The organism is Actinoplanes sp. KI2, assembly GCF_025630775.1.
Taxonomy (GTDB): Bacteria; Actinomycetota; Actinomycetes; order Mycobacteriales; family Micromonosporaceae; genus Actinoplanes.
Window position 1 is genome coordinate 1 of sequence record NZ_JAOSZE010000080.1, and the last position, 26,479, is coordinate 26,479.

At 63.3% G+C, this 26,479-nt stretch carries 19 protein-coding genes; 9 read left to right on the forward strand and 10 right to left on the reverse strand.

Annotation, left to right across the window (positions count from 1 at the left end):
• Positions 1 to 45 precede the first annotated feature (45 nt).
• Entirely contained in the window at positions 46 to 1,041 is a 996-nt protein-coding gene (locus ODJ79_RS44940; RefSeq protein ID WP_263029878.1) for a hypothetical protein, read from the reverse strand.
• A 215-nt stretch (positions 1,042 to 1,256) separates the two neighbouring features.
• On the opposite strand from ODJ79_RS44940, the gene ODJ79_RS44945 reads away from it, so the two are divergent.
• A complete protein-coding gene (locus tag ODJ79_RS44945) occupies positions 1,257 to 1,571 on the forward strand; it encodes a hypothetical protein (protein WP_263029879.1) in 315 nt (104 codons plus the stop codon).
• Here the strand turns inward: ODJ79_RS44945 and ODJ79_RS44950 are convergent.
• Positions 1,541 to 2,155, reverse strand: a complete 615-nt coding sequence (locus ODJ79_RS44950) for a hypothetical protein (protein WP_263029880.1) — start codon at positions 2,153 to 2,155, stop codon at positions 1,541 to 1,543. The genes ODJ79_RS44945 and ODJ79_RS44950 overlap by 31 nt on opposite strands.
• 445 nt (positions 2,156 to 2,600) lie before the next feature.
• On the opposite strand from ODJ79_RS44950, the gene ODJ79_RS44955 reads away from it, so the two are divergent.
• The 5 genes from ODJ79_RS44955 (at position 2,601) to ODJ79_RS44975 (ending at position 7,608) form a co-directional block, all read left to right on the forward strand.
• Entirely contained in the window at positions 2,601 to 3,362 is a 762-nt protein-coding gene (locus ODJ79_RS44955; protein ID WP_263029881.1) for a YbaB/EbfC family nucleoid-associated protein, read from the forward strand.
• 18 nt (positions 3,363 to 3,380) lie between these two features.
• Positions 3,381 to 3,704 (forward strand): hypothetical protein, encoded by a 324-nt coding sequence (locus ODJ79_RS44960; protein ID WP_263029882.1) that lies wholly within the window; start codon positions 3,381 to 3,383, stop codon positions 3,702 to 3,704.
• 11 nt (positions 3,705 to 3,715) lie between these two features.
• A complete protein-coding gene (locus ODJ79_RS44965) occupies positions 3,716 to 4,531 on the forward strand; it encodes a hypothetical protein (RefSeq protein ID WP_263029883.1) in 816 nt (271 codons plus the stop codon).
• Positions 4,528 to 5,001 (forward strand): hypothetical protein, encoded by a 474-nt coding sequence (locus ODJ79_RS44970; RefSeq protein WP_263029884.1) that lies wholly within the window; start codon positions 4,528 to 4,530, stop codon positions 4,999 to 5,001. The genes ODJ79_RS44965 and ODJ79_RS44970 overlap by 4 nt, the downstream gene beginning before the upstream one ends.
• A 1,143-nt stretch (positions 5,002 to 6,144) precedes the next feature.
• Positions 6,145 to 7,608, forward strand: a complete 1,464-nt coding sequence (locus tag ODJ79_RS44975) for a tetratricopeptide repeat protein (protein ID WP_263029885.1) — start codon at positions 6,145 to 6,147, stop codon at positions 7,606 to 7,608.
• 147 nt (positions 7,609 to 7,755) lie between these two features.
• On the opposite strand, the gene ODJ79_RS44980 is transcribed toward ODJ79_RS44975, so the two are convergent.
• From ODJ79_RS44980 to ODJ79_RS45005, 6 genes are all read right to left on the reverse strand, one after another.
• Entirely contained in the window at positions 7,756 to 9,033 is a 1,278-nt protein-coding gene (locus ODJ79_RS44980) for a hypothetical protein (RefSeq protein ID WP_263029886.1), read from the reverse strand.
• A gap of 932 nt (positions 9,034 to 9,965) precedes the next feature.
• On the reverse strand, positions 9,966 to 11,429 hold the full coding sequence (locus ODJ79_RS44985; protein ID WP_263029887.1) for a hypothetical protein: 1,464 nt from the start codon (positions 11,427 to 11,429) through the stop codon (positions 9,966 to 9,968).
• Between the two features lie 50 nt (positions 11,430 to 11,479).
• Positions 11,480 to 12,604: an AAA family ATPase gene (locus tag ODJ79_RS44990; protein WP_263029888.1), complete on the reverse strand. Its 1,125-nt coding sequence runs from the start codon at positions 12,602 to 12,604 to the stop codon at positions 11,480 to 11,482.
• Positions 12,601 to 14,454: a DUF1998 domain-containing protein gene (gene drmB / locus ODJ79_RS44995; protein ID WP_263029889.1), complete on the reverse strand. Its 1,854-nt coding sequence runs from the start codon at positions 14,452 to 14,454 to the stop codon at positions 12,601 to 12,603. The genes ODJ79_RS44990 and drmB overlap by 4 nt, the downstream gene beginning before the upstream one ends.
• 1 nt (position 14,455) lies before the next feature.
• Positions 14,456 to 17,710: a helicase-related protein gene (locus ODJ79_RS45000; RefSeq protein ID WP_263029890.1), complete on the reverse strand. Its 3,255-nt coding sequence runs from the start codon at positions 17,708 to 17,710 to the stop codon at positions 14,456 to 14,458.
• Positions 17,707 to 19,335 (reverse strand): nuclease-related domain-containing DEAD/DEAH box helicase, encoded by a 1,629-nt coding sequence (locus tag ODJ79_RS45005; RefSeq protein ID WP_263029891.1) that lies wholly within the window; start codon positions 19,333 to 19,335, stop codon positions 17,707 to 17,709. Before ODJ79_RS45005 ends, ODJ79_RS45000 begins: the two co-directional genes overlap by 4 nt.
• A 200-nt stretch (positions 19,336 to 19,535) precedes the next feature.
• Between ODJ79_RS45005 and ODJ79_RS45010 the strand changes: the two genes are divergently transcribed.
• The gene (locus tag ODJ79_RS45010) at positions 19,536 to 20,675 is read left to right on the forward strand and encodes an RNA polymerase sigma factor RpoD/SigA (protein ID WP_263029892.1); all 1,140 of its coding nucleotides are present in this window, start codon (positions 19,536 to 19,538) and stop codon (positions 20,673 to 20,675) included.
• Between the two features lie 130 nt (positions 20,676 to 20,805).
• On the opposite strand, the gene ODJ79_RS45015 is transcribed toward ODJ79_RS45010, so the two are convergent.
• Positions 20,806 to 22,059: a restriction endonuclease gene (locus ODJ79_RS45015; protein ID WP_263029893.1), complete on the reverse strand. Its 1,254-nt coding sequence runs from the start codon at positions 22,057 to 22,059 to the stop codon at positions 20,806 to 20,808.
• A 231-nt stretch (positions 22,060 to 22,290) separates the two neighbouring features.
• Between ODJ79_RS45015 and ODJ79_RS45020 the strand changes: the two genes are divergently transcribed.
• Positions 22,291 to 22,971 (forward strand): hypothetical protein, encoded by a 681-nt coding sequence (locus tag ODJ79_RS45020; protein WP_263029894.1) that lies wholly within the window; start codon positions 22,291 to 22,293, stop codon positions 22,969 to 22,971.
• 1,059 nt (positions 22,972 to 24,030) lie between these two features.
• Here ODJ79_RS45020 and ODJ79_RS45025 read toward each other — a convergent pair.
• Positions 24,031 to 24,603 carry a hypothetical protein gene (locus ODJ79_RS45025; protein ID WP_263029895.1) on the reverse strand — a complete coding sequence of 191 codons (573 nt, stop codon included), beginning with the start codon at positions 24,601 to 24,603 and terminating at the stop codon, positions 24,031 to 24,033.
• 500 nt (positions 24,604 to 25,103) lie between these two features.
• Between ODJ79_RS45025 and ODJ79_RS45030 the strand changes: the two genes are divergently transcribed.
• The gene (locus ODJ79_RS45030) at positions 25,104 to 25,838 is read left to right on the forward strand and encodes an Ltp family lipoprotein (RefSeq protein WP_263029896.1); all 735 of its coding nucleotides are present in this window, start codon (positions 25,104 to 25,106) and stop codon (positions 25,836 to 25,838) included.
• Positions 25,839 to 26,479: the final 641 nt, after the last annotated feature.

Sequence of the window (26,479 nt, forward strand, 5' to 3'; positions counted from 1 at the left end):
CTTGAAAGAGGGGTCCGCGTTCGGCCGCCGCCCGGGGGTCAGTTTTCACGCGCCGCCGACATCTGTTTGCGCTCGCCACTCCACGAGCAATGATCGATAGTGATCGACATCACGAGTTGCCACCGACCCAGACTCCGCCATGAGCCGGGTGCGCAGTCGAATCACGAATTGGTCTGCCGCGACATAATAGGCGTCGACTGCATCTTCCTGACCAGAATCGCAAAAACTCTGGAGAAGCCGGGACGGGCGAAACTTCCAAGCGCGAGCCACCTGCCAGTCCTCCGGCTCTAATAGCCCGTCAGGTATATCTCGCAGGCAGCCGAGCTCCCAGTTCAAATCAGTTTCGCCCAACGTCATCTCAGTCGCACTGGCGAGAAAACTAAGATAAATGCGGATCCCTTCGTCAATTAGCGGCCCCCAATACTCTTCGTCTACATCGCCGGAATACGGTTCGTTGCGGAATTGAAGTGCGAACTCCGCCAGAAGGAATACTATTTCTACGTCAAGATGGCGGTATCTGGAGCCGGTTAACTCGACGATCGGGCCAAAACACGGATCTTCGAAAGGAAGATTCGACACCTCAGCGCCTTGGCACAGTCTCCGCCATCCATCTGCGGTCAAGCTGTCCTCGAGGTACTGCAGGTGCTGCAGGGCAGGTCGGCGGGTGCTGCCCCGGACCCGCTCGCACGCCGCGCGCGCGACCGCGCGGTAGTGGCCGATTAGCGAACGGGTGCTCTCATGGTCGACGGGGATGAAGATCGGTCGTGCGAACTTCTTAAGCCGTCGAAAGCTCGGGTAGTCTTCGACGCTAGTGTCGACACTTGAGCCGTAATGCAGTTCCCAGCAAGTGCGGATCGCGGCAAAGGCTCGGTCCGGCAGCGCCGGAATCCAATCGAGCGGGTCAGCCTCAACCGCTACCGCCTCAAACGAGTCGATCAGGTCTTCAACGCTAAGTTGAATCTCCTCTAGCGCCCAGACGCCTAGGCCGGCGTCCTTCGCCTGACGCTCGAGCCTGCGAGCGGCTGCTAATACGGGACTCATGACTTCCTCGACACCAATGGCTGCGGCGAATACCGGCTTCCGACCGTGGCAATCGGCCGAGGCGCGCTATACCTGAGGCGGTTTCAAGGACAAACCCCTGGCCAGAGTGTCGTCCACTACGTACCGCGAAGTTCGCTACGTAACGCACGATTCGTACCAGTCTTCGACATGTTGGGCGAGTTGATCTTATCGAACATGCGTTCTAATCTCGGTGCATGGCGGTACTGGTCGAGCAATGGAACAACCGGAAATGGGGCATAGCCCGACGCAAAATCGACCTGCTGCGGACAGAAACCGGTTGGCAGGTACGCGGCCGTGAGGGCGACAACGACGGCCGGGAAGTCGTGCACTACTTCGACCACGAGGAGGACGCCCGGCGCATGGTCGAGGCCATGAAACAAGCCGTACCTCCACAGCTAGCGAACTGGGCGAAGGTAACCGAACGCAAGCCGCCCCCGGCAGTTTCCCCGCAGCTGACCGCATGCACAACTGAGTGGCGTTACGTCCGGCACTTCGACGCGAGCACGTAGCCACCGCACCAAGCCGGAGCCTCAACTCGACTCACCTGCCAGCCATGTTCCTCGCGGGTGTTGATCCGCCACGTACGCGCTTGGCTTTCGTACGACAGCGCTCGGCCGTCCACGCCCCACCATGTCGCGGACACCTGCGCGGTGACCTCCACCTCGCCACCAACCGGCGAGGCGACCGACAACGCCCCGAAGTCAAGTTTTGACGGCGGCGGGTCTGTGCTATCCATCGCAGCCCGGTACGCCTTCCACTGTGCCAATAGTTGCTTCTGCCGGCGATTGTCCAGGATCGGCAATAGGCCATCTTGCTGGTTGTAGCCCAGCGCCGTGAGATATAAGTCCGCTGCGGCGTCCGGCGACGGCGCGCCCCGGCCGGCCTCGATGGTCTGCCGCGCAATCCAGGCCAGCGGCACGCCCACAACCGTGCCGCCGCAGCAGATCAACATCGTCGGCATGAAGACGAACACCGTCCAGCGCCGTCCCACCGACCAGTTCGTCAGTTTCCGGCAGTGGCGTTCTTCCCACCGCTCGTAACCGGCGCCGAGTTTCGTGACCCGGCTCCGCAAAAGCTCGCCTACTGTGATCACGCAAGCACGGTAGATCGCTAATGGGTACGCGTCGATGCCTTTTGGATCGCAGCGGAGGCGTGGCGGTCCAGCAAATCACGCGGAGCCAGAACCTTGGCAGCTTCACCGGGCCGGCAACGCACGAGGCGTGCGAACGGTAGTCGCTGACCGTCGAACGCGGCAGGTCACACACACCCAGCATTTGAACCAAAGAGGTAGTCACTAGTCGACTTGTCGTATGCCAATAAGGCGCGCACCGGTTAAACGTGAATAGATCTCGGCAGTTTCCTTAATGCGGGCCAGCTGCGGCGTGCCGTGGACTCCGGTCACCCGCAGATTGGCCTTCCTCGGTACAGTCGAGCCACGTCCCGAGCGGTCTTCCTGCTCACCACCGGCAGATGAGATCGTGATGTTCGACTAACGGGGAGGCGACCGGACGTGACAGAAGGCGAAATGGATACCACCGGTGGCGGGTGAGTTCGGCGCCGCCCAGCAGATGCCGGCCTGGCTCGACCGGCTGAACGCATTGCAGGCAGAGGCGCAGCAGTTGGCGGCCAAGTTCGCCGGGGCTACGACCGAGTCGCGGCAATTCAGCGCGCGGGATGCGACCGGAACCGTCGAGGTGACGATAACCGCCCGCGGACGCGTCGAGGCGATTCGGCTGCGCTCCGACTGGCGTCGTCAGCTCGACGGGGACAGCGGGTTGGCCACCGCCGTGATGGAAGCCAACACCAACGCCCAGCGAGAACGGGTGAGCGCCTTCGCCACCGGCGCCACGGCCGACGAGCCGCCCGCCCGGCCTGGCCCGGACGCCGCTCCCCCGCCGATCCCGTTCGAGCCGGCCGACGGCCCGGCCGGCGCCGACGCCCAGCGCGCCATGCGGGAAACCCTCAATCTGATCGAGGCCGCTCAAGGCCAGCTCGACGAGGCCGTCCAGGCAGCCCGTGACCGCGCTCGCCGCGAGTACACCGGTCACGATGCCGGCCGGCACGTCACGGTCCGGGTCACCGGCAGCGGCGACCTGCGACAGATCGAGGCGGAGGAGGCGTTCCTGCGCCGGATGCAGCCCGACTACGTTCAGCGGGCCTGCGAAACGGCATTCGCCGACGCCTACCGCAACGCCGACGCACCGCCGGCCCAGGCCGCCGCGGACGACGCCGTGCGGGAGTTGAAGGCCTTGACCGACGACCCGAGCACACTGCTGCGCCGACTGTTCGGATACCGCTGACCAAGGAGGCACATACTCATGGGTGATCCCACCGAACAGCAGGTCAGTGTCGCTGTTCAGGCGCTGCGCACGGACGCCCACACCTGGGACGAAGCATCCGACACCCTCACCGCGGCCCGCAACGCCGGCCTGCCCCTGGGCCTGCAGGAATTCCACTTCTCGTTCGTCGGCGACAAGGCCGGAATGACCCGCGTGTACGCCGAGATCCAAGACAAAATCACCCGGCTGCTCGGTGAGGGCGTGGCCGAGTTCGAAGCGCTGTCGCAGGCATTGACCGCCGCGGCCAACGAATACGAGCGCAGCGACAACGAGGCCTACCGCCGTTTGCACCACGTCTTCTAAAGGAGATCGCCGTGACCGCAGTCGGCGTCACCGACAGCGAATTCAATGACATCCTCACCAAAGTCGGCACCAACCTGGACAAGGTGCAGACCAGCGCGCAGTCGCTGTACGACTCGGTGGCCTCGATCTGGGACTGGATCCCACCGTGGCTCAAGGACGACGTCAACCACCTGCTGACCAAGATGTGGGACATCGTCAAGGAAGTCTTCGACTACATCAAAGAGTTCGTGCTCAACCCCGGTTGGCCCCCAGCCCTCTGGCACGCCGGCGAAGTCTGGACCAGCCAGGTCGGCAATCCGGTCAGCACTGTGGTCGGCGAGACCACCCTCAACTACTCACAGGTCGACGACCACTGGCAGGGCCCGGCCGCGACCGCGTACAAGAACACCCTGCCGGCCCAGAACGCCGCGCTGGCCGCGATCAAGGCGACGTGCGACGCGCTCGACACGGCGCTCAAGACCATGGCCGGCGCCATCGTCGCGTTCTGGCTGGCCTGCCTCGCCGCACTGCTGTCCGCGCTCCCAGAGTTCGGAGCCGAGGAGGCCGCCGCCGACACCGGCGTCGGCGCGCCTCCGGCGATCCTGGCCTTCATCGCCTCGGTGGTGAAACTACTGGGCATCATCTCCGGCTCCGCAGCCCTGCTCTGGGCCTTCGCCGGCTCCCAGGTCGGCCCGTACACCACCATCAACCAACATCTCAACAACTGGAGCGCGTTCCCGCCCTCCGGGTCCGGCCAGCAGGGCAACTGGCCCAAGGCCACCACTCCAGGCATGTCCGACGCCACCTTCGTCGATGGGCACGACTCCCAATGGCGTTTCCTGGCATGACCACCCCGCCCGTACAGCCACTAACCGCGGGCGGCACCGTGCTTCGCCGCAAGCTCGGCCTCGCCGCCGTATCGGCAGGCCTGCTCGCCATTCTGTTTTTGGCCGGCACGGTCATCGGGGTACTGATCGCCCGCAGCACTACCGGGCTCGGCACCCTGCTCGCCGTCGCCTACCTGGCCGGGCTGGTACTCGCCATCGGCGTATGGACCACGGCCCGCGCCGCCCGCCGCGCGATCGCCCCCGACGGGATCCATGTCACCCCAGCCCGCCGCGCCCGGGCCGCCGCGAACCGCTACACCCGGATGAGCCGCATCGCCGCCGCGCTCGTGGCGGTCCTCGCGATCATCTTCGCCTTCCAGCAAGGCGACATCAGCTGGGCGTTCATTGGTCTGCTGTGCGCCGCGCCGTTGATCTCCCTGGCAACGGTCGCCCGGGGCGTTGCCCGCCGGCTGGCCCGGCACCTGCCATAGGCCAATCGAGACCGTGCGCAGGTTCAGCGTGAAGGCGGGCGCGAACGCTTCCAGGGCCGGGTACCAGCCGGACAGCTCGCGGCCTTCATGTGCTGTGCGGCGCTGGTGCGCAGCCGGGGCGCCCTTCGGCGGCGATCGCGTCCCCCGAAGGCCGCGTACTGTTCGCTGCGCACCATCTAACTGCGGTAGACCGCGACCGTCTCGCCGCGGCGGCGGTACACGTCGCCGAGTTGCGTTACAACAGGCCCACCAAACAACATTCTGCAGGCTGCCAGCATCGCATGTTCACATAGGAGCCCTTACTCAGCTGCCGACGACGACGATCGCTAGTAGCCTCCACCGGATGAACGAACCGGAGGATCAGGGGTTCAGCACGGCTGCAGTCGAGCAGAGTTCGACCGATGCTTCGGCGGTGGTGCGGATCCCCCTTCGCTGGCGGATCGCAGGACTAGGTTCTGACCGCACTCTTTACGAGGGTGTACCCGCGCACATGGCACCAGTACTCCGAAGGTGGATCCTCGAAAGCGGTTTCCTCGCCACCTCCGCTGGCCCTAAGCGGGCGGGTTATCCAAAGCTGACAAAGGTTCCTAATAGCACATCGGTGTTTCGGTCTCGTGAGCTTCAAATGTCGGATTCGTCGATGCCAGATTCGAGTACCAAATGACCCTAGTTCAGATTCTTGCAGATGAAACTTCGGTCCACATGTCATGCGACTTCCGGCTTACGAATCCATATACGCATGGCATCGTTGAGAATGATGCACATAAGTTAATCCAAGTCAGCGGTCCAGGGTGGATGGGGCTTATAGGATTCACTGGGGTATCGAGGTTCGGAATGTTGCCCGTCGGGCGGTGGATCGCGGACATGGCCGCTGGCCCGCGAGGTCTTCCGAGCTTTGCTTCTCTGCTTCGCGAGCTAACTAAGGCTGAGCCATTTTTGGCTAAGATACCGCGTTCCTATCGATGGCATACGTTTGTCGTTGGGGCAATTATTGGCAGCCAGTCACAGGTCGCGTTTGTGTCCAACTTTCAATCGGTTTACGATAGGCCCGACAAGCCTCAACCTTCAGAACCGGGGCGGCTGACAATAAGTGTCACCAAGCCAAAGCGTGCGCGGCTATTCTTAGCCGGCGCGGTGAGTGCTGTGTCTTCCGAGGAGCGCGAACTGCTGGAGCGCACACTTCGCGCTAAGGCAACAGAAGAAGAGGTGCGACGCCGACTCCGTGAAGTCAACGTATCTGCAAGTCGCCGCAATGCCGTCGAAGAGAAGTCCAAATACCGATATGCGTCCGGCCTCATCAGCGAGGGCTGCTACTCGGCATCAATCAACGCCCTCGGACGGGGAGCAAGCGAGCCACATCTCACCTCTGAACAAACGGGAGACTTCATCCCACCCGACATGGCATGGTTCTTGGAACAGAGCGGTCTCCAGCTACGTCCAAAGATTGGCCCTGACGGCAAGCCAATGCCGATCATACTCAGAGGTTCGACCAGTGTTGTTCAGAATCCGTCCAAGTCGTACTTCCGTGAACAATTTAAGCTGGATCCGAACAACTCTGAACTATGGAACAACTACGGATCGTGGCTGTCGTCAAATCAGAGAACTGCGGACGCCAGGTCGGCTTTTGAGCGAGCAATAGAAATTGATCCCGCAAACGCGACTGCAACTGCAAACCTCGCAAAGAGGCTATTTTTCGATATTGCGGACGCGGAAGGGGCGGTTGGGCTCTATGAACGCGCCGTCGAGATCAGTGAGCCGGACGTCCCAGGTTGGATTCTTTCCGACTTCGCGGATGCGCTTGCCTCGCTTCCTGGCTCCGCGAGCAGAGCTGCGGCATTGCATGAGCGAGCGGCTGGTGACGTCAATTTTCCCGCTGCTGTCGCAAGGCGCGCGCTATTCATTGCCAATTCGGGCGGCAACATCAGTGATGCTCAACGGCTGATGCAGGTTGCGCTGGAGCGTCAACCCAACAACGTGGATATCCTCAGAATGTCGAATGCCTTCAATATTGAACACGTGCGGGACTATACGGCAGCGAGGGCCGCCGTCGAGGACATTTTGCGTTTCGTCCCTGACGATCCAGACGCCCTTAGGCAACTAGGCGACTTCGCGCTCATTGATCATGAGCCAGAAGCGGCCGTTCAATTTTACAGAATAGCGCTGAAGCACGGCTTAGAGCCAACCATTCTACGTGGAAGCTACGGTCTCGCTTTGCTGTGCAGCCGCCGGCCGAAGGCAGCGATTCATCAATTTCGGAAAGCCATGCGCCTCCTTCCTGGCGAACCGGACGTGATGGTGAACGCTGCCGCAGCAATGTTCGTCCTCGGCGACGCTCGTGAGGCTACAAGTCTTTTGTCTCAAGTACTCTCCTCCGAACCTTCCGCGGAGCTAGACCTTGAGTCTTCGGCGATGATCCTTATCGGCGCGGAGGTTGCGAATGCCGACGGGATTAGGCGGCGCATCGCTGAGTTGGTCGAAGCTGGCGTAACGACGGATGATCTGGCATTGCGGGCCGTCGCAGAGTCTTTACGAGATGCCGATCGCAAGTCATTTGGAGCTTACGTCTCGGACGTGGTTACGGGAAAACGAAGCGCAGCGGAGCTCTGACGAATGAGTTGACTCCCCGCGGGGTAGACGCCGAGCGAGGCGACCAGCAGTGGAAGGACGCCGCCGGCGGGTAAACGGACGGGTCGGAGTATTGCGCGGTCGGTTAGTCCACGGTTCAAATCCTCGACATCGATGCAGATCATCGATTCAGTTCGCAGGCGCGTATATACCCGACCCTCGGCTACGGTCCTCATTGACTGATCGAACGCCGAAAACCACCGCGTGCCCGGTTTGAATGCTTTGGCGTATCAAATTCTGAACTTGGTCGGATCCTGAGCCAGAAGTACCGATCCACCCATCGCGAACAAGTTCGATGAACTGCGTATTGTTGAGGTGGCGCTGAACATTGTCGTATGTGAGACGTATGCCGCCCCTTGGACCTTTGCTGGTATCCATCAAATCCAAAAAGTGCTCCCGGGCAAAGTACATCCCTCTCACGAGGGCGGACGGATCCTTCACGATCCCGCTCGGCTCGCAGAGCTTCATCCAGCACGCGCTTCGCAATAGGCGGAATTCTCCAGATGTACCGCTACACAACCTGTCAACCTTCTCCATGCGGGCAAGTTCGCCTTTGAGTTTGCTGTCGGGTCTATATCCGAGCGTACGCGAACCGTCGGCCTTTAGTTGCTCACGCGACATCTTCTTGTATTGAACTAGCACAAAGGATGAACGACGCTCATTAAAGTAGACAACGTCGACACCGAGAGTGTTCTCAACCGCGGTCCTATTAGCGTTCATGACAAATAGTCGGCTTTGGCCGTCGGTGAACGCGCGCCATGCAACGCTTTCCGTGCTCGCAGGAAGCCAATTGCTGAAGCGCTCGACATCATGATTTATCAGATGATCCTCAAGAGCCGGGCGCTCATCGGGAATTCCACCGAGAAAGGGAACTTCGGCGGGAGGTTCCGACCATGAACGCAAGACGCCTCGATCATAGCCCGCCACGCTAAGAATCAAACCGGTGCCATCACGTTCTTGGCTCAAGACTTCGCCCCTCTTGCCAGGTGGAAGTCGGATATCACGATCTCGGGCCAACCATCGCAAATCATTCGCTACGTAAGGGCGAAGTTGAACTAATGCCCGAACCACAGCGTTTCCTGTAGCGGGCGGTAGTATTCCCCGACGTTCTACCACGGACCAATAGCGGGGCGGCAGCGCACCTCGAAGGTGGTTAATGGCGATGGGATCGATTTCCTGAATATCAAAGCAGTTGACAATCCTGTCACGGCTGGTGATGCGCCTTCCTCCGAGAGCCCGGCCTAGCCATCGAATTTCGTCCTGGTATATCAGAATGGCAACATGCGGCTGAGCACCTTCCCAGTCGCTTCCACGCCACGCCTCGGAGAACTCCATCGGTCGCCCGAATGCGGAAAGCCGGTCAAGACGATCCGCTATTGTGAGGTCGCACCAAAGCATCGCCACCATAGCCGGGAACCTCTCTGATTTGTGTGTAAGAGCTACTGACAAGCAGTGACTCTACCGGGCTTAACCGAAGCCTGGGAACGCCAGCAAGCGATCGATTTCATGACGCAGCTGCAATGAAATTTGGACGGTAGACTTCACCACCTGACAGCTTCGCCTATTCCGCGGGAGGGGGGCGCTCTGTGGCATTGCTGATCGGCACTCCAGGTGGTCGTACGAAGGTCGGTGCCCGCGTTCCGCCTCAGCGTTCACACCGATCGCCGTGTGGAAAATGCACCTCGGTGGGGTTGCCGCTGCGGGGTTCGATCACGGGGTTTGATCAGTCAACCGCATGCAGCGCACCCTTTCACTCGCGCGGGCTAATGCTTTGGAGAACCTCGGCGGCTAGGCTGAAAGCAGCGTAACAACGGAACTCTCGCGAGGGCCGTGTTGAAGTCGAACCGCGGCTGGCCCGGAATTTTGGAATGTTGGACCGAGAGCGACGATGGCAGGGCTCAAAAATCACGGCGCGCAAGCTCCGGACACGTTAACCCCCAAAGAGATCACTCACATTATGGGTGAATCTCGATGGGCTTCTTTCCTGGCCTCGGCCTCGGAAGCCGCTCGCCGCGACCGCGCCGAGAGCGTCGAACCGCTGAACCGATCGGCCTGTACCGCTCCGAAATGCGGTTCGGCGACGCTGCCTTCGCGTATTCGTTGATCAGCCCGTTGAGCATCGACCTGCGGTGGACCCGTGCAGTGGCGAGGTCGGCGATGACGGCCGGCCCGGTGTCCATGGCGGTGGGCGGGCGTTGAACGCGGCTCTGGTGAGGTTTGTGTCCGTTGTAGTGCCTGACGAACTCGCTCAGGACGGGCAGCAAATGCCGCGGGCTATAAATCAGCATCCGGTCCAGACACTCGCGGTACAGGTCAGCCGGGCGCCCCGGCCGGTCGCTTCACCGATCGGCCACCACGTGATCGATGAGAACAGCACGGACGCGGTCGGCCTGTTCCTCGGACAAATCGTCCATCTGTTCCGTCAGGGTGGCGAGGTCGTAGCCGTACGTAATGCTCGCCGTGGCTGGGAACGCAGTGATGAGCTCGCCTTTGTCCGTCAGGTGTGACGATGATCGGTAGCTGGTCACTGCCAAGGTGATCGCGTCGTCAGAGTTCAGAATGGTGGCCAGTGGAGGTAGAGCCGCCTGCCGCTCATTCTCGCCCATTGACCTGAAGATCTCGGAGCAGTTCAGCGAAACGCTCCGGACCCGCTCACCCGCGACTTCGAGGCTCGCGGTACCGCGGGTCCGCCTGATCACGACGGAATCGACTCGACCGCCTCCGGTCGGGTCACAGGCCCATCGTGCGGTGTGATCGTCGACGAGAAGGGATCGCGTCGAGACCGATTCCCGACTCAAGCCTCGTAGCAGGCCAGCGAAAATCATGGCCATCTGCCGCGTCATGTCGTCCGCCCCGGTCTCCTCGGGAGCCCATGTGGCCAGCGATGGGAGTTCCTCCCTCAGCAGGACGAGCAAGAGCGCCTTGGCGGTACGCAGCCCACGCGCTTTGCGGCGGAACGGTGTGAAGGGGCGCTTGTTCGAAATCACGGCCGCCACGGAATCGAGGTTCGCCTCGATCTCGGACACGTCGACGCCGGTGGTCCGGCCCGCGCTTGTGGTTTCGCGGACTTCAGCGACAATGTCCTGCGGGTTCCAGGCCTGCCTGACGTCGATCCCCATCAGAATGTCGACGACAGCCGCGAGAAAGGCACCCTCAGTCGTGCCCGGAATGGTGCGGTCTCCGGTCGACAGGCAGCGGGCGAGAATGTCATCGCCGGAAGGGCCATTGGGCAGCAGCTCGCCCGCAGTCTGCAACGACCTGCCGGTCGTCGCGGCGAAGACCGCCGCGGACATGGCCCCGCGGAGGCGGTCGATCCGTTGCCAGTCTGTCTGCGGCGTGAGGGCCGGGTCGGATGCGACTGAGGAGCCTGCTTGGCGGACGTCATCGAGCGTCGCCGAGCCGTTGAATAGGTCAGGGCTCACCTTCAACAGGTCGTCGTGCGGGTGAACGTTCTTGTAGCGGCGTGCCTGATGCTCGCGGAGGGCCCGCTCGTCGGGCAGATGAATCGCAATCACTTCGCTGAGCGGGATGGCCACCGTGAGCGCAACTCCGGGGAGTCGGGCGCTCGTGTCTGCCGGCCTGAGTTCCAGCAGGGCGGGGCCTGTCGGCGCCTTGGCGGAGACGTACTCAACCAGTTCCGGCGACGGTGCGGCATTGAGCTGGGGCACACGGCCTCCGGCGAGTTCGAGCAGGTCCTGGTAATACTTGCCGAAGGACTGTCGCGGACCGATGATCCGGCTGCTGAGCATGCCGTTCAGGTTCATCCGATTGGTCAGGACGAAACGGTTGGGGGCTACGGTCATCGGTGTTCTCCAAGCCTCGCACGTCGTGCGGGGGTCGTCGGGTCGCCGACTCAGACTCGGGTCAGCAGGTCATGGGGGATGCGGGCGACGAGCGGCGGCTCGGTGTCGCCGGTGTAGGACAGGTACAACTCGTTGCGGGCACGCGAGGTGACGACGTAGAAGCGCATTCGAATCGTGGCACTGGTGACATCGCCGGTGACGAGCTGAAGGTCGGGCACGAAGAGCGTGTCGAATTGCAGACCCTTCAGACTCATGTAGTTGATGATCTTCACGTTTCGTGCGGAGAAGTCCAACACACGATGCTTGTCGTCGTCCCAGATGTAGGTCTCGGTCGGCACCTGGCGGTGGCTCAGGCGGTTGTACAGCTTCTTTTGAGCGGCCTTGGTCGGCGCTGCGATCCCGATCCGCCGATTGGTGTGGGTGGTCGCGTACCGTGCGACGGCCTCGACGAACTCGTTCAGGGATGCGTAGTTCTGAACCGTCGGTCCAGGTCGCCAGCTGCGGCTGGGCAGGTCCGGTACGCCAGTGGGGGCACCGCAGTAGAACCAGCCGGCGAGCTTCGCTATCTCGAGGCTGTTGCGATAGTTGCGGCACAGGTGCAGGTGATCGACCGCGCCGACGTTCGCCTTGATCTCCCTTAGCGTGGTGTTGTCGTCGCGTAGCTGCTGGTTCTCGTCGGCGAAAACGGTGATGTTGGCCGACACCCAACGTACGATGCGGTAGAAGTCGGAGGGCATGTCCTGACCCTCGTCGACGATCAGGTCGTGCAGCGTGTGCGGCTGCGGTGGATCGCTCATGAATTGGCTGGCGATGGTCTTCCAGTCGTAGGCCCAATCGTCACCACCGAGTTTGGGCGGGTTGTGGCGGTAGGTGCCGAGCCAGAACTGCCGCATCCACCGATGGAAGGTCTCGACGTTGTCCTCGACGCCGAGGTGGGCGGCGTGTCGACGGGTGTACTGCTTGAGGACGTTGTTGAACATCAGGATCGACGGACTGCGGTCGTCGATGGTCAGGGCTTGCGCCCGGTACAGGGCCATGACGGATTTGCCGGTGCCCGGTGGCCCGCTCACGAGGAAATTGCCGTCGAGCGGCAAGTTGTATATCTCGTCCTGTTCCTCGCTGAGGTCCTCGTAGCTGGGAAGCTCGTCGTCCTCGAGCACCAGGTCGGGGTTCACGATTCCTCGCTGACGGCCCGTCCGGCGGCTTCCAGCGCGGCCCTCACGACGGGTTCGAAGAAGCCGGGAACCTGTTCGGAGCCGACGAGGACGACCCGATCGAGCAGGAAATTGCCCGCTTCACAACTGGTCTCGGACACCAGCGAGCACGCATGGCAGGCGGCAAGGTTAAGGCCGTTTAGGCCGGCGGCGGTGTTCTCGCGGCACAGCGGGTCCGCGGAGCACCATGTGGCGTCCTGCAGGGCCTCCAACAGCGTGCGGGTCAAGCGTGGAGGCTCGCCCTGCCGCACAAGTCCGCCAAGGGTGCCTTCGGCGTCACCTGCTGCCGTGTATATCAGCACGCCGGCTTGCCGCGGCCCGTCGTCGGCGTTCGACCGGGCGTAGACGCGCTCGCGCAGGGAAGCCGCGGAGTAGCCGGATTCGAATGCCAGTCTGCGGATGAGCTGGTGGGCGAGCGTGTGCAGCAGGAGGTAGCGCGGTGTCAGCCGGGGACCCGTCTTCTCGCGGAATCGCGCTGCCATGAATGACTCGTCGATGCGCCGGTCCAGTAGTTCGACGCGGTCGACGACGGCGTCCGTCTCCTCCCAGGCGCTCAGCCGGCTTTCCTCGAGACTGATGAACACGCCTTCGCCGAGGACCTCGACGGCCGGGAGCCACTTCAGATGCCGGCCCAGATCGGCGCGGACGAAATTGGCCGGCTTGGCCGGGATGACGCGGTGAAAGCCTTCTAGTGCCCGTACCTCACGAAGCCGGTCGGCAACCACGACCTTGTCGATGCGGCCGCTCAAGGCGTCGTGGGGGGCCTCGCTGCCGTCCCCCAAGCCCACGTGCCTGGTCTTGAAATCATCGCTGTCCTGCGTTTGAGGGGTGACGAACGCCGCCCACTCCTCGCCGAGGAGATCCCCGGGATTCGCGGTGACGACGGTGCCCAGCCCTTGTTCCTTCGCCTTGTCATCCGCCACGAGCGCCCGGACGAAGTCCTCGGTGACGTCGTACGCGGCAGCCAGGGTCTCCACGGCCATGCGCGCCATGGGGGATTCGGGGTTGGTCGTCAGCAGGCCGCTGTACCATTTGTCGTTCTTGATCTCCAGGGCCTTCTCGCTGTCGGCGTCCGCGCGTGAGGTGTTCGGGATCTCGATGCTGCTGTGGACGGTCGGAAAGTAGACGTTACTCGCGCCGCGCTGAACGACCCGCGGGATGGCATCGCATTCTGCGCGATCCTCCCAGCGCTGCCAGGGTTGCCTGCCGGCGCACGATCCGATGGCCGTCGTGGCGTCCTTACCCGTGATACCGACCAGGTTGCGCCCGCGGTTGCAGGTGCGGCACCGCACCCGCAGCGTTTCCAGGCCCCCGGCGCCGAGGCTCGGCACAGTTTCGAAGACGAGTCGCTCCTGTTCGCATCGGCCCTCGGACGCGTCACTCTTCCCGCCCGAGTGCGCCCACTTGGGCCAATTGACATCGTCCATGTGGCCGTGCTCGCAGATGATGATCCACCGCATCGGTACGAGTTGCCGTTTGCCCTCGCAAGTGGGGCAGGTGGGCACCTTTCCGTCTTGTTCGAGCGAGAGCCGCCAGCGGACCATGTTGTGGCAGTTCTGACAGAACAACCAGGTAGGGAAGCGGTGGTAGGGAATGCCCGCACTGGGGGGCGCCCACCGGGAGGTGCCGACGACGGGCGCGGCCTTGAGCTCCTGGATCTTGAGAGCGCGGCAGAGTCGTTCGGAACGCACCTGGTAGCCACGTCCTGCCCAGCGCCAGATGTCACAGGCGACGAACGACTCGCCGCGGATGTCGAAGATGGCGCCGACCCCGAACGGCACCAGCGTCTGGGACTGCCGGATCTTCCTCATGTCAGGCCTTCCGTGGGGAGCCGGAGGCGGATCCCGCCTTGGCGACGTCGAGCGCGCATTCCCGGTCGACGTTGCGCATGGATCGAAGCGTCGGCCAGCCGTCACCACTGCCGCCGAAGTCCTTGAGCAGATTCGTCTGACCCTTGCCGTTCGGCGTGTAGTACATCTGCCGGTTGTCGCGGGCGGCGCCGTTGGCGCGTCGTACCCAGTCGTCGCGCAGTCCTTGGAGTTGCGCGCGGGTACGACTGGCCTCGCGTGGTTCCACGGCCTGGGTCACGGACACGATCTGTTCGATGTAGCCGTCGACCGCCTGCAGATGATTCACGACATCTCCGGCGGAGCCGTCGCTCACTAGACCGAGATGGTGTCGCACGAGGATGACCAGAGTGGCGTGGACGGCCCGGTCACGCGACGGCGGTGACCAGGGTGTGACGCTGGTTGGTTCGACGTAGCGGTACAGCGCGGCGTGATAGGGCACGAAATTCTCGTAATGCGATCGGTCCCGCGGCCTGGTCGAGCGGAAGAGGCCGAACACGAGTCCGGGGTGGCGGTCTCGGCCCACTCGACTGGTCGCCTGGATGTATTCGGCGGTGGCCTTCGGCTGGCCGTTGACCAACATGAGCCCGAGCCGCGGGACGTCGACGCCGACGCTGAGCATGTTCGTGCTGGCCACCAGGTCGAGATGGCCTCTCTCGTCGCATGAGAGGTTCAACCTCTCGAGCAGCTCGGGCTGTCGGGCGCGATCGACGTTGGAGGTGATCTCGTCGACCTCGAACTTGCGGACCGGTCGATCACGTACCAGCGCGGTAAGACGCGAAGGAACGTCGTCTCGGGCCATGGTGACCGTACGGCCCAGCTCTCTGAGGGAGCTGTGGTACGCGATCGGGGTCCAGTAGACGTCGCGGGAGTCGCCTTTGAGCTGCAGATCCAAGGGCGCCTGCAGGAGCGCGGCCAGGGTATGCACGGTGGCGGTGTCCGAGGTGTGACCTTGCGCCATGATCCCGACAAACTTCCGGCCGGGTTGCTGGGTGTCTGCTTGCGCGAAGTAGGAGTCGTCCGCCGAGATGCCCGACGGCGGGAAGAGGTCGACCTTGCGTCCGAAGAGTCCGAGGACCTGGTCCGGGGCCCGACGGATGGTTGCGGTGCTGGAGATGACCTTCGGCCGTCTTCCCTCGTGCTCGCAGAGCAGCTGGATGGCCGTCTCGTACAGCCCGACGGTGGTTCCCAACGGTCCGGTGAGCAGGTGCAGCTCGTCCTGGATGACCAACGTCGGCGGCAGCCGTCGGGCGGGTCTGCCGAACAGATTGCCTGCCCGGGGCTCCCAGGCCAGGCCGGCGAACTTGTCGACGGTGCCGAGCACGAAGGTGGGCGGGTGCTCGTACAGGTCGTCGTCGACGACGTGGACCGGGAGCCGGATGTGGAACGGGCATCGGTCGTTGGTGCAGTGGAACCGGAAGCTGGTCTCGGAAGAGGTGATGCCGTAGTCCGAGGCGTCCTCACTCCGCTGCCGAGGCACGGTCTCGGTCCCGCACCACGGGCACCGCTCCAGCACGAATCGGTTGTCCGGCTCGTTCGCCTCCTTGAGCGCCTCGGCGGCGTCGTGCGCCTTGGCGTAGTGATTCGGGGTCATCTCGTCGCCGACCCAGAGACCGATGGAGATTGGCATGTCGCCCAGCAGGGCGGGATCTTCCTGGCGAAGCCGTTCGCAGGCGCAGATCGTGGTGGCTGCTCGTTGGAACTGCTGGGTGGTCAGCAGCGTGAGCGTGTACCGGCTGAGAATGGTGGTGCCGGCTCCGCGGTCACCGTGGCGGATCCGGCGGTGGAAGATCTCGAATGCGGCCAACAGCAGGTAGGCCTCCGTCTTACCGCCACCGGTCGGGAACCAGATCAGATCGACGATGTCACGTTCGCCGTCGGGGTCGTCGCCGGCCAGACCGGTGAGGGTCAGTAGGGCGAACCCGAGCTGGAAAGGCCGCCAGCGTGGACCGGGCTCGTACGAGCCGGGCATGGCGACCGCCTCCGCGCGGCGGCGACGCGATCCTGCGAGATCGCTGCGCCCGTGTCGCATCTGCCTAAGCATCGCCTCGTTCGCGAGTCGAAAGGCCTGGAGCACCGTCGCGTCATTCGCCAGGAGCTCCGCCCCGCGTGTCATGCGCACGACGGCGGTGTCGATGCGGGCCAGGATCCGGCCGGCGGCGTCCCGCTGCCTTCGGTGAGCCAGCCGCCCGACGACCTCGCGCTGTCCCTGTGCCCACGACCGGTACTGGCCGATGAATGCGCTCAGAGAGCGGTGCAGAAGTTCGACGGAGACCTGCTGGTCGCTGAGCCACGCGATGTCCATGGCCCGGGTTGCGTCGGGGTCGGTGGTGCGCGCGTCGGCGGACACGCGCGGGACCTCGAGGTCGGGCATCACGTCGGACCAGAGGCGATCGACCGTGCCGGAACCGGACCAACGCACGGCGCAGCCGTGGCCGATGGCGTGGGTGCGCGCGTCGCGGTGCTGCAGGCGCAGCTCTTCCTCCTCCTCGTCGTGGCTGGCCGCGGCGAGTGAGGGGTATTCGAGGATGGCGCCGTCATCGGCGACCGTGACAGTGATCTGAGTTTGCAACAGCATTTTGTCCCAGAGCCGGTCGACCTTGACGTCGCCCTCGGCGACTTCGGCGTTCACAAGGGTCACCGTGACCAGAGCGCCGTCGGCCACAGGCCGCCAACGGACGTGCAGCCGAGCGCGCCCCTCCAGCACCTCGATGGGCGGTCGGGGTCCGGTGAGTTCGACCTGTTCGGCAGCCAGCGGGTGGCGCCGCCAGACCCGACGGGTGCGCTGCCGGCGCGGATCTCGGTCTTGTTGTTCGGTCGGCTCGGCGAGCGGCTCGTGCAGCGCGGCGATCGCCGCCTCCGCCGCAGCGCCTTCGAGCGTTTCGTAGCGTGCGGCCTGTACCTCCACGTGAAGGGATCGGGCCGAGGTGTAGAAGGTGAATCCCTGGCTGGCCGGCAGGAAGTCGTTGGCCGTGGTGACGGAAGTGTCGCTGAAGAGGTTCTCGTCGCCGCCAGCGCGGTTATCTGGCTGCTCCGATTGCTCGCCTTCCTCCTCGATGAATTCCTCGGCGGCGACGCGGCCGGGGAAGAGGATGCCCATGAGGTAGCGGCGGTTCGGGGTGTCAGCGATGACCTCGTTGTCGCCGTCGAACGGGCCAACCAGCTGGCTCCGGACGTACGAGACGAAATCCTCACGGACGTCGGCGAAGGTCTGGGTCATCGGTCGCCCTTCCTCAACACTTCGAACGCGGCTTCCGCGTAGACCGAATAGAGCTCTTTGACCCGCTCGTCAGCGGGTTCGTCGAGGGCGACCCACAATCCCGCCCGAGCCCGACTGAGTCCGACGTAAAGGCGATCCAATCGGTCGTCGCGGAGCCCGTCCACATCCACGACACAGATGAACCTGTTCTCCAGACCCTTGATGTCGACGACGGATGCCCAAGTCAGGGTCGTGCCGGGCCAATCCGCTGCCCAGTCGACGCCGAGCCTGCGGATTCCTCCTCGCCGGGCCTCCCGCGTGTCGCGAGCGCTGCTGGAGTCCCAGTCGCCTCTTAGAGAAAGAATAGTGATATCGCCGTTCGGAACGTCGTGTTCTCGCAGATCCCGAAGGTGCGCCTCCAGTCGGGCGGTCTCGTCTCGTTGGTTCTCGCAGGTGACGAACACGACCTCCGGCCCGGAGCCGGCGGCGGCGACACCGGTGTCAGCCCCGGTCAACGCTCTCGTCTGGAAGGCGATCTCCCGCGTGTTGCGACAGTTGGTACGCAGATTGGCGGTCGTTGCCCCGGTGTCGCGCAACATCTGCAGCGCCTCGGGGTCGTACCCCTCGTAGACGTGGGCCTGGCCGTTGGGGTCGTGGAACATGACCCAATGCCCCTTCCACAGGCCATTGACAACCGCCTTGTCCAGAACGTCGAGCCGCTCCAACGACATCAGGTCCTGGGCTTCGTCGACGACCAGATACTCGGCGGGCGCCACCTGGGCGAGCCGCTCGAAGGGCACGACCCGCACGCCGGAGCCGTGCAGCCGACGTGCGACGAACGCCGCGAGAACCTCACTGCGGCAGGTGAAGATCACATCGGCGCCGCTCATTCGCCGGCGGCGGGCGACGTCGACGGCCAGGAAGGTCTTGCCTGTGCCAGCGCCTCCCGCGCACAGGACTCGGGCGTTGTCGGTCACAATGTCGAGACGGTCGAACTGCTCGGCGGTGAGCCGATCGAACGACTGGTCGAGCGCGGACGCCCGTGCGTGAAGCCCGGGGCTGCGGTCGAAGTCGGGACGCGCTGTGTTCGCGATGTCGGTGCGCAGACTCCGTGGCAGCGGCTTCGCCCCGGGGTGCTTGCCGACCCAGTAGTCCACCGCGCGGCGTAGTCCATCTCGGAGACCGTTGGGACGAGAGAAAGGACCGCGTCCGACGTATGTCTGCTCGTCCCACTCCGCACTCATCGGCAGTTCGACGTCCGGGGTGATTACGAGATACCCGAACGGCACGTCGGCGAGCGCGTGGGGAGCCAGCCGCTGCTCGAGGTTGCGACGCAACGCGTACATCGCGCTGTTGGCCTGATGGAATGGACCCTCACGGGAGGTTCGCCGATGGCCGGCGCGGTCGGAGTAGGTCCACTGACCCTGGCGACAGGCCACGCCCCCGCCCTTGACCTCCACGACCAGCACCGCTTCATCGAGTACGAGCAGGAAGTCAATCTCGGCGGTGAGCTTGTAGTCATGCTCGGGCAGCAGGAGCGAATGCAGTGCGACTCCGGCCAGGTCGGGCGAGGCCAGTGCCGCGTGAACGCGCAGCTCAGCCGTCGTGTCGAGGTCTGGTGGCAGTTCTCGCGGGATCATGCGCATTCTTGTCGTACCCCATGCGTATGTTGTGACCGTCATCAGGCACGGGAGCGTGCCGCACCGCACCTTAAGTTAACGAGGACATGACCGGAATCCACCCAGTAGTCGATCGTTCACTCCTGACGCGTCTTGTCCGTCGGCTAGCGCCATATGTCCGCGATGGCAGGATCCGCGAGAGTCGGCTTGAACGGGTTATCCGATCTGTGGCGCCCGCGGCTGAGTACGAGGCACTCGAAGCAGAGATCATTTCCACGTTGCAGGCCGGCGGCGTCACCGTTGAGCCTGATGCACCACCCGCGGCAACGACGGAAGCGACGCGTGAGGTCAATTCACCGTCCGGTTCAACGATCGCCCCGGGCGGCAGGTCGGTGCCCGCGATCCCTGCACAGGCAGGCACCGAAACCGTGCCGGCTGCCGACGAGCGGATCGCGGTCGACCATGACGCCGCAGTCGCCGCGGCGCGCGACCTCCTACGAGCTCGACGCTGGATGCGTGACCCGAGCCGATATGTCTTGACGGCCGAGCAAGAGGTGGGACTGGCGCTCCTGATGCGCCCTGCGGACATGGAGCTGGCGGAGGAACTGCCCGAAGACTTCCGGCGACGCCTTCCCGACGATGCGGAACCGGCTCAGGCGTTCGACGCGCTGATCACTCACAACGTCCGTTTGGCGTGGTCCATCACTCGACGGCACCTGGCCCAAGCCGTCCACATGGAGGCCGAAGACGTGGCAGGCCACGCCTACCTGGGTCTGATCCGAGCCGTTCAGAAGTACGACGCAAGCAAGGGCTTCAAGTTCTCCACCTACGCGACCTGGTGGATCCGTCAGCACATCACCCGCGCCATCATGGATTTCGACCGGCTCATACGAATCCCGGTGCATCTCGGCGAAAAGATCACGCGCACGCGCAACGCCTACAACGGGCTCGTCGCGGCGGGTATCCGTCCTTCGCTGAGCAGGCTGGCTGCGGAAACCGGATTCGACGAATCCGAAGTCCTCCGGCACTTCCAGCTCATGCAGGGTGTCGTCTCGCTGGACAGGACCATCGACGACAGCGGCACGACCATCGCCTCCCTCATCGCGGACGAGGAAGATGGCGGGCAGCGCGACCGCGACGGTCGGGAACTTCGAGCTGAGATCGACAAGCTGCTCGGTGAGCTCAGCGAACGAGAGGCGGAAATCATCCGACTCCGGATGGGTTTCATCGACGGCGAACCGTGGACGCTAGAAGAGATCGGATACCGATTCTCGCTCACCCGCGAGCGAATCCGACAGATCGAAGGTAAGGCCTTGAACAAGCTCAAGTTCCCGCCTCGCCGTGCCCGCCTGGAGGACTGGGCCTAAGCCGATCGGCCATGTCAACGAACCCTACGAGATGACCTTTCACCCCAAGGCGTCACTGGCGATCGACCGGCCAGAATGCCGGTGGAGGCTCGGCCCTGACCGGCTCTGAGGTATCGAGGTGTCAAGACTGTCAGTCCCGCAGGATCTCCTCGGGTCTGCGCTGCGTCACTGCTTGCTCGTAGTCCTGCTCGACAGCTCCGAGGAGCGCGTCGAGGTCGCCAGCATAGTCGGCGGCGGCGATGGCGATCACTTGTTCGGCGAGCACAAGACCGGCGATGAGCACCAAGGGGTACTGATCGTCGATCACCTCAAGTTGCGCGCTTTTGGAGAAGGAGCCGGTGGTGACAAAGACCCCGAGCCAGCCGCGGCGCAGCCTGGCGACCACTCTCGCGACAGTTTCCGCGCTGACGGTCGAGTCCGGTAGGACGCACTTGGCCTGTCCGAGGACCACCAGCGGAGTATTCGCGGAAGGTAGACCGACGTCCAGCCGGCCGACGAAGTCAAGGCCGCCGTCCCCACCGGCCCGTGTTAGCCAGCCCGGGGAGTACGAGGCACCGGAGCTGCCCAAAACACGCGCGGCGACGACTGCAGCGAGCTGCTCGAACTGATGCTTACGGCCATCGAAGAACTTGTACAGCTTCCCGAGGACCTCAGCCTCGGGACTGCCCGCCTGAGGCTGCTGCTCAGCGGTGCTGCGGATGCGGGAGGAAAGCACTCGCCGGCGGACGGAGGGCACTGCGGCACTGCCTTGTTTAATCCATTTTTTCCACGATTCGGGCGCGTATCGATTGGCCTTCTCTGCGTCAAGCGCCGCGTCGCGCCGGTCGTAGATCCACCGCATGTCCAGCTCATCGCCGCTGTCGGAGAGGTCGACCACTGCGAGGTCCAGTGCGATGTTCGGGAAGGTTACCCCGGTCTGGGGGTCGCGTTGGACCACGTGTTCCAGTCGCTCGATGAGCGCCGCACCCATGAACTCAACGTGTCCCTTCACGATGGCGCGCCCATCTCGATGCACCGTAGTGGAGCGGAAAAGGATCAGTGGCGGTGCGAGCAGCCTTTCGGCGGGGCTGGTGCCGGCGTGATAACGCCATGCCTCTAGCAGGCCGCGGTTGCCAGGTGTGGCGCCCGGTAGGCCCGTCGTGCCCGCCTTGTGATCGCCGAAATAGCGGACGTGACCGTGGTCGACGTCGAACTCGTCGTGCCAGGGATTCGTCTCGTGCCCAGCTTTCCACGGGCTTGAGCGAATGAGGATCACCGGACGCCTGAGACCGTCCGGACCCTTGACGCCAGCGGGCGTGGTGATGCCCCGCTCCATGGTCAACATCGGCAGGGAGCTACCAGGCGCCGTCGCCAGGAAGTAAAAGTTCGGATAACCGTCGACCACTCGTACATTCGGCCCGCCGTCGCGACCGTATCGAAGGACCGTGTGCATCTTGAGCCGCCGAGCATCCACAACAACATCATGGCGTGCCAGCTGGGGGTTTGGTGGCGAAGCCGATGGTGTCAATTCATAGGAAGGCTGGCTCGAAGGCGCCGGAAAACCGACAACCCCGGCACAACACGGCCACGCTGCGACGACACGAAAGTCGCTGGACCGCAGCCGTAGCCTCAGCTCATGAACACCCCGGGCAGCCTGCAGTGGAATCTCGCCCTGATCGAGGAAGCGAACGAGGCGTCTGCCCTGTTCGCACATGGACTTCGGATCATCAAGGCCACCACCTACGACTACGACGACGCATCGCCAGCGATGGCACTGCTGGCCTTGGGCGCCGAGAAGCTGTTGAAGCTGACCATCGGGATGGCTCGTCTTGACCGGGGCGAGCCGTGGCCATCGAAGAACCACATGCAACGAATTCGTCACCGTGTCGTCGTGGCGGACGCGCAAGCCCGTGCCCAGCTTGATCTAACCAGGGGCACGGTTCCCTACCATATTCAGGCACGGCGCGCTGCCATCGAAGCGGACCCTGTGATCGCTGCGGAACTGAACGCACTGGACCGGTTTGGCGACCAGGGAAGGTTCTACTTCCTCGATTCGCTGGGCGACGATCCGCAGGTTCAGCCGTCGCCGCGGTCCATCTGGGCGGGCATGGTGTCGTCGATCTTGGCCGCCGACGTGGACCTCTCAGCACAGATGAACACCCAGGACGGGTGGAAGGCAGGTCGCCAAGTCATCAACCAGGCGGTCTACCGGTCGCTCTTCGACTGGTGGGAGTTCTACCGGGCGGTATGGATGACAGGGGTCCTCGGCACGCAAGCGAAAGAATTCTCCTCGGCGATCCGCCTATTGCGCCATTAGCAGAGAAGCCGGCCGGCGCTAACTAGGGGCCAGCCTCCAGACGCTGGGGGTGTTGTCGATCGTATCGGCGTATGCGGACGAGTTGAGCACGAATGAGGCCTGGCGCGGCTCCGGCAGCGGGCCGTCGGCACCGCGATCGCGTCAAGGTGGGTGCCGTCCGGACACGTTAACCCCCAAAGAGATCCTTCACGTTCTCGTCCTTCGGCTCCGTCGCCGTGCCGTTGCAGCCACGCGCCGTTGTCGGGCCGTCGGGCCGTGTGCTCCTGTCCATCCGATGACGCACCTCTGTAGCGTGTCGCCATGGGTTGGGAATCGGTGGTTCCTCCGATAATCGCTGCTGGAGCGGCTTTATTGGGCGTTCGGTACGGCGCCAAGGCAACCGAATCAAGAGAAGTCTCAAATTGGGCTAGAGATCAGCGAATGAAGGCATACATCGACTTGTTCGACGCTGTGACCAACGCCTACAAGATCTTTTCGTTGATAGCCTCCTCGGCTAAGCTAGTTGATTACCGGCTTTCAGAAAAGCTATCGGCTGATGTCGGCCCCATGGTGCAAGAGTGGGGCAGGTGGGATCAAAAGATCGACGAATGCTTGCCAAAAGCTGAACTTGTGGCGAGTAGAGACTTCCAGGTCTTCCTGTCTGTTGGAATCGGACTCGGTATGCGAAGCCAACATCGCCTTTTGCTGACGCAACTCAGCGCTGGAGCTCCACTCGACGAGAATGAATGGCGAAGAGTTGCGCGACTCACACTTGATGACCTAGAAGAATTGCGTCGAGCAATTAGGAAAGACGTATTGCAGAGAGACGTCCGACCCACGGTGAGGCGGAGTCTGATTGACCTCGTTCGCAGATTGGGCCGGAACAATCAGCGACTTACTTCGGCTGAGCGAGCCCGAGGGAGGCTACGTGGGTGGACTAAATGAGTGACAATCGCGAGTGATCACGGCGGACCCTCGTGGACTTCAGCGGACTAAGCCTGCAGCTTAAGTCGCATCTTTCCTAAGGTCATGTAGCTATGTTGGTTGCCTGGGGTCAAGGGACTTCCCAGTTGCCATCCGCTAGTTGACGTTTTCCTGCATTAGGGTGCGGATACGATCCGCGATCAGCTCCATCGCATCGATGCCGAGCCTGCCGGCTTCCGTCCACGCGGATTCCCCACTGTCAACCGACACTGGGGGCCTGCCTTCAAACTTTGCGCGGGCGCCCATCGTGGCAACTTCGGTCATCGCCGTCTGCGCGTCGAGCGCGATCTTGCGGATGTTGTCGTCGAGGATCAACTGGATGGTCTTCGCCGCACGGCTTCTGCTCTCCAGGTCGGCCGTCGTTCCTTCGGGTAGCCGAGCGCTGCCGTAACCGAGGCCGGTGGTTCTGGCGCTTTCGACGCTTACCGTGTGGATCTTCACTAAGTCCCGCATCAGCAGGTACATGGCGTCGTAGGCAGCATGCAGGTTCTCGAGTTCGAAAGTCCTCCGCCTGCTCGACTCAGCAGCAACCCGATCTAGCTTCTTCACTTCGAGATCGTGGTTGATGCGGCGCTTATCCTTGAAGTAATCGGAAATGTTGGTGGTAGCGACGCCCCCGAGGGCTGCCAGCGCGGCGACAAGCGCCGTCAAGACGGTGGAACTCGACATGATGGCAACGTAGTCGTGGAGTCAAGCACGCATCCTCCCAGCAATCTGGGTGTCTAACTGGGTGACAACGCCGGGCTACAACCCCGGACGTCGACGGCCGCTCATGGTATCTCTGCGCAGCTCAGCGGTGATACAAGCGCAGCTGGCAGCGCCATGATCGTTCCTTGACACGGAAGCGGTCAAAACAGCGAGGTAGACCGTAGAAGCGATGGACTTGACCTTTTCGGCGGACAGATTGCCAAAACGGGGCAGACCGACGACGTCGGGTGAGTCAGCACGGAGCCTAGCGCACGGCGCGCGCACGGCTCTTAGCCTTGGCTTTCTTTCCAGGAGTTGGCACCGAATGTCTGCCTGCACCTCATTTTGCGTCTAGCAAAGCCTCAGCCGATTGGGCGGAGCTTGGCAGGGACGCAATCGACGATCCGTCCAGAAGGCCCACTGCCCAAGGCGGGCAGCAGTGAAACGATCATGCATCCGCCCGCCGAGAGGTACCGCCCGCCGTGTCTCAGCAGCCGTTTCCCCCGCCCCTCACCTCGCAGCCAGCCAAGCACCCACTGCTGCGCTGGTCGCTCGGCATCGGGATCATCGCTTTCCTGTTCGCCCGGGTGCCGGCCGTGGGCCCGCTCCTCGGCCTGGCGGCCATCATCGTCAGTGCCGCCGCTCTGACCACGATGGTGAACAAGACCAGGCCCGGCTGGGGCCTGGGGCTCGGTGTCGTGGCTCTGATGATCAGCATTAGCTCCGCGGATGCCACGCCGGCAACCACGGTCGCGGCGACCGCCCCGAAGGTCGCGGCTACTCCCCCGACGATTGACGCCACTACAGAGCCGACGTCAAGAACAACCGCGGACCCGACAACCAAGCCCCCGATCGTTGAGCCGACTACGAAGGCGGCGCCTCCAGCCGTCAAACCGACTACGAGGGCGCCAACCGTGGAGGAGCAGAACGCCATTCGGTCGGCCCAGAGCTACATCGAATTCAGCGCGTTCTCCCGCAAAGGGTTGATCGAGCAACTGTCGTCGGACGGCGGCGACGGCTACTCGGTGAAGGCTGCGACGTACGCCGTGGACTCACTACACATCAATTTCAACGAGCAGGCCTACAAGTCCGCAATGAGCTACCTATCGATATCGGGCTTCTCTCGTAAGGGTTTGATCGAGCAACTGTCGTCGGACGGCGGCGAAGGCTTCACTCACTCTCAGGCCGTCTACGGAGTCACCAAGGCAGGTCTCTGACCACCTCGCGGTCGGTCCTCGCGACGTGCCAGGTCCGTGCAGATCGACCGGTCATCACCGGGGTGTTGCGGGATGCCTCGGGAAGTCGCCCGACGTTGTCGCAGTAGCGGGATCGCAGCTCAACAATTTTGAGTGAGGACCGTCCTGGCAGTGTGGGAGACAACCGATACGGAGAGGCTGCTGTACAGCAGCGAAGTACAGCACGGATCCGACCGTATCAATCGAAGCGGGGCCGCCCAAGCCGTCTGACCTCGTATCCGACTTGATCCAACCGAACCGCCGTGACGCGATCGATCACGGGTAACGACCAAGCCTGGTCCAAAGCGGTCGACGTGCACCGACGCTCGATCTACCGTGCTCGGTGACCAGGCGAGGCTGTTTGACGCCCAGCCGCCGAGCCCGAATCCGGCGAACCCCTACGGCGTGGCGAGCCGTTTGGCACGGCGTCACGCGGCGCGAGCGCCAACCCGCTGCCATGGCTTGATGCCGGACAATTCACCGGCGTTACGCCTAACGGGCGACTAAATGGACAATGTCAATTCGTGCAGCTAGCATTTGAGTTGAAAGTAAATAGAGAAATGAGGAAAGCCACAACCCGTCAAGGGGTCGCGGCTCGGGGGTCACAGGTCGCACGCCAGCTC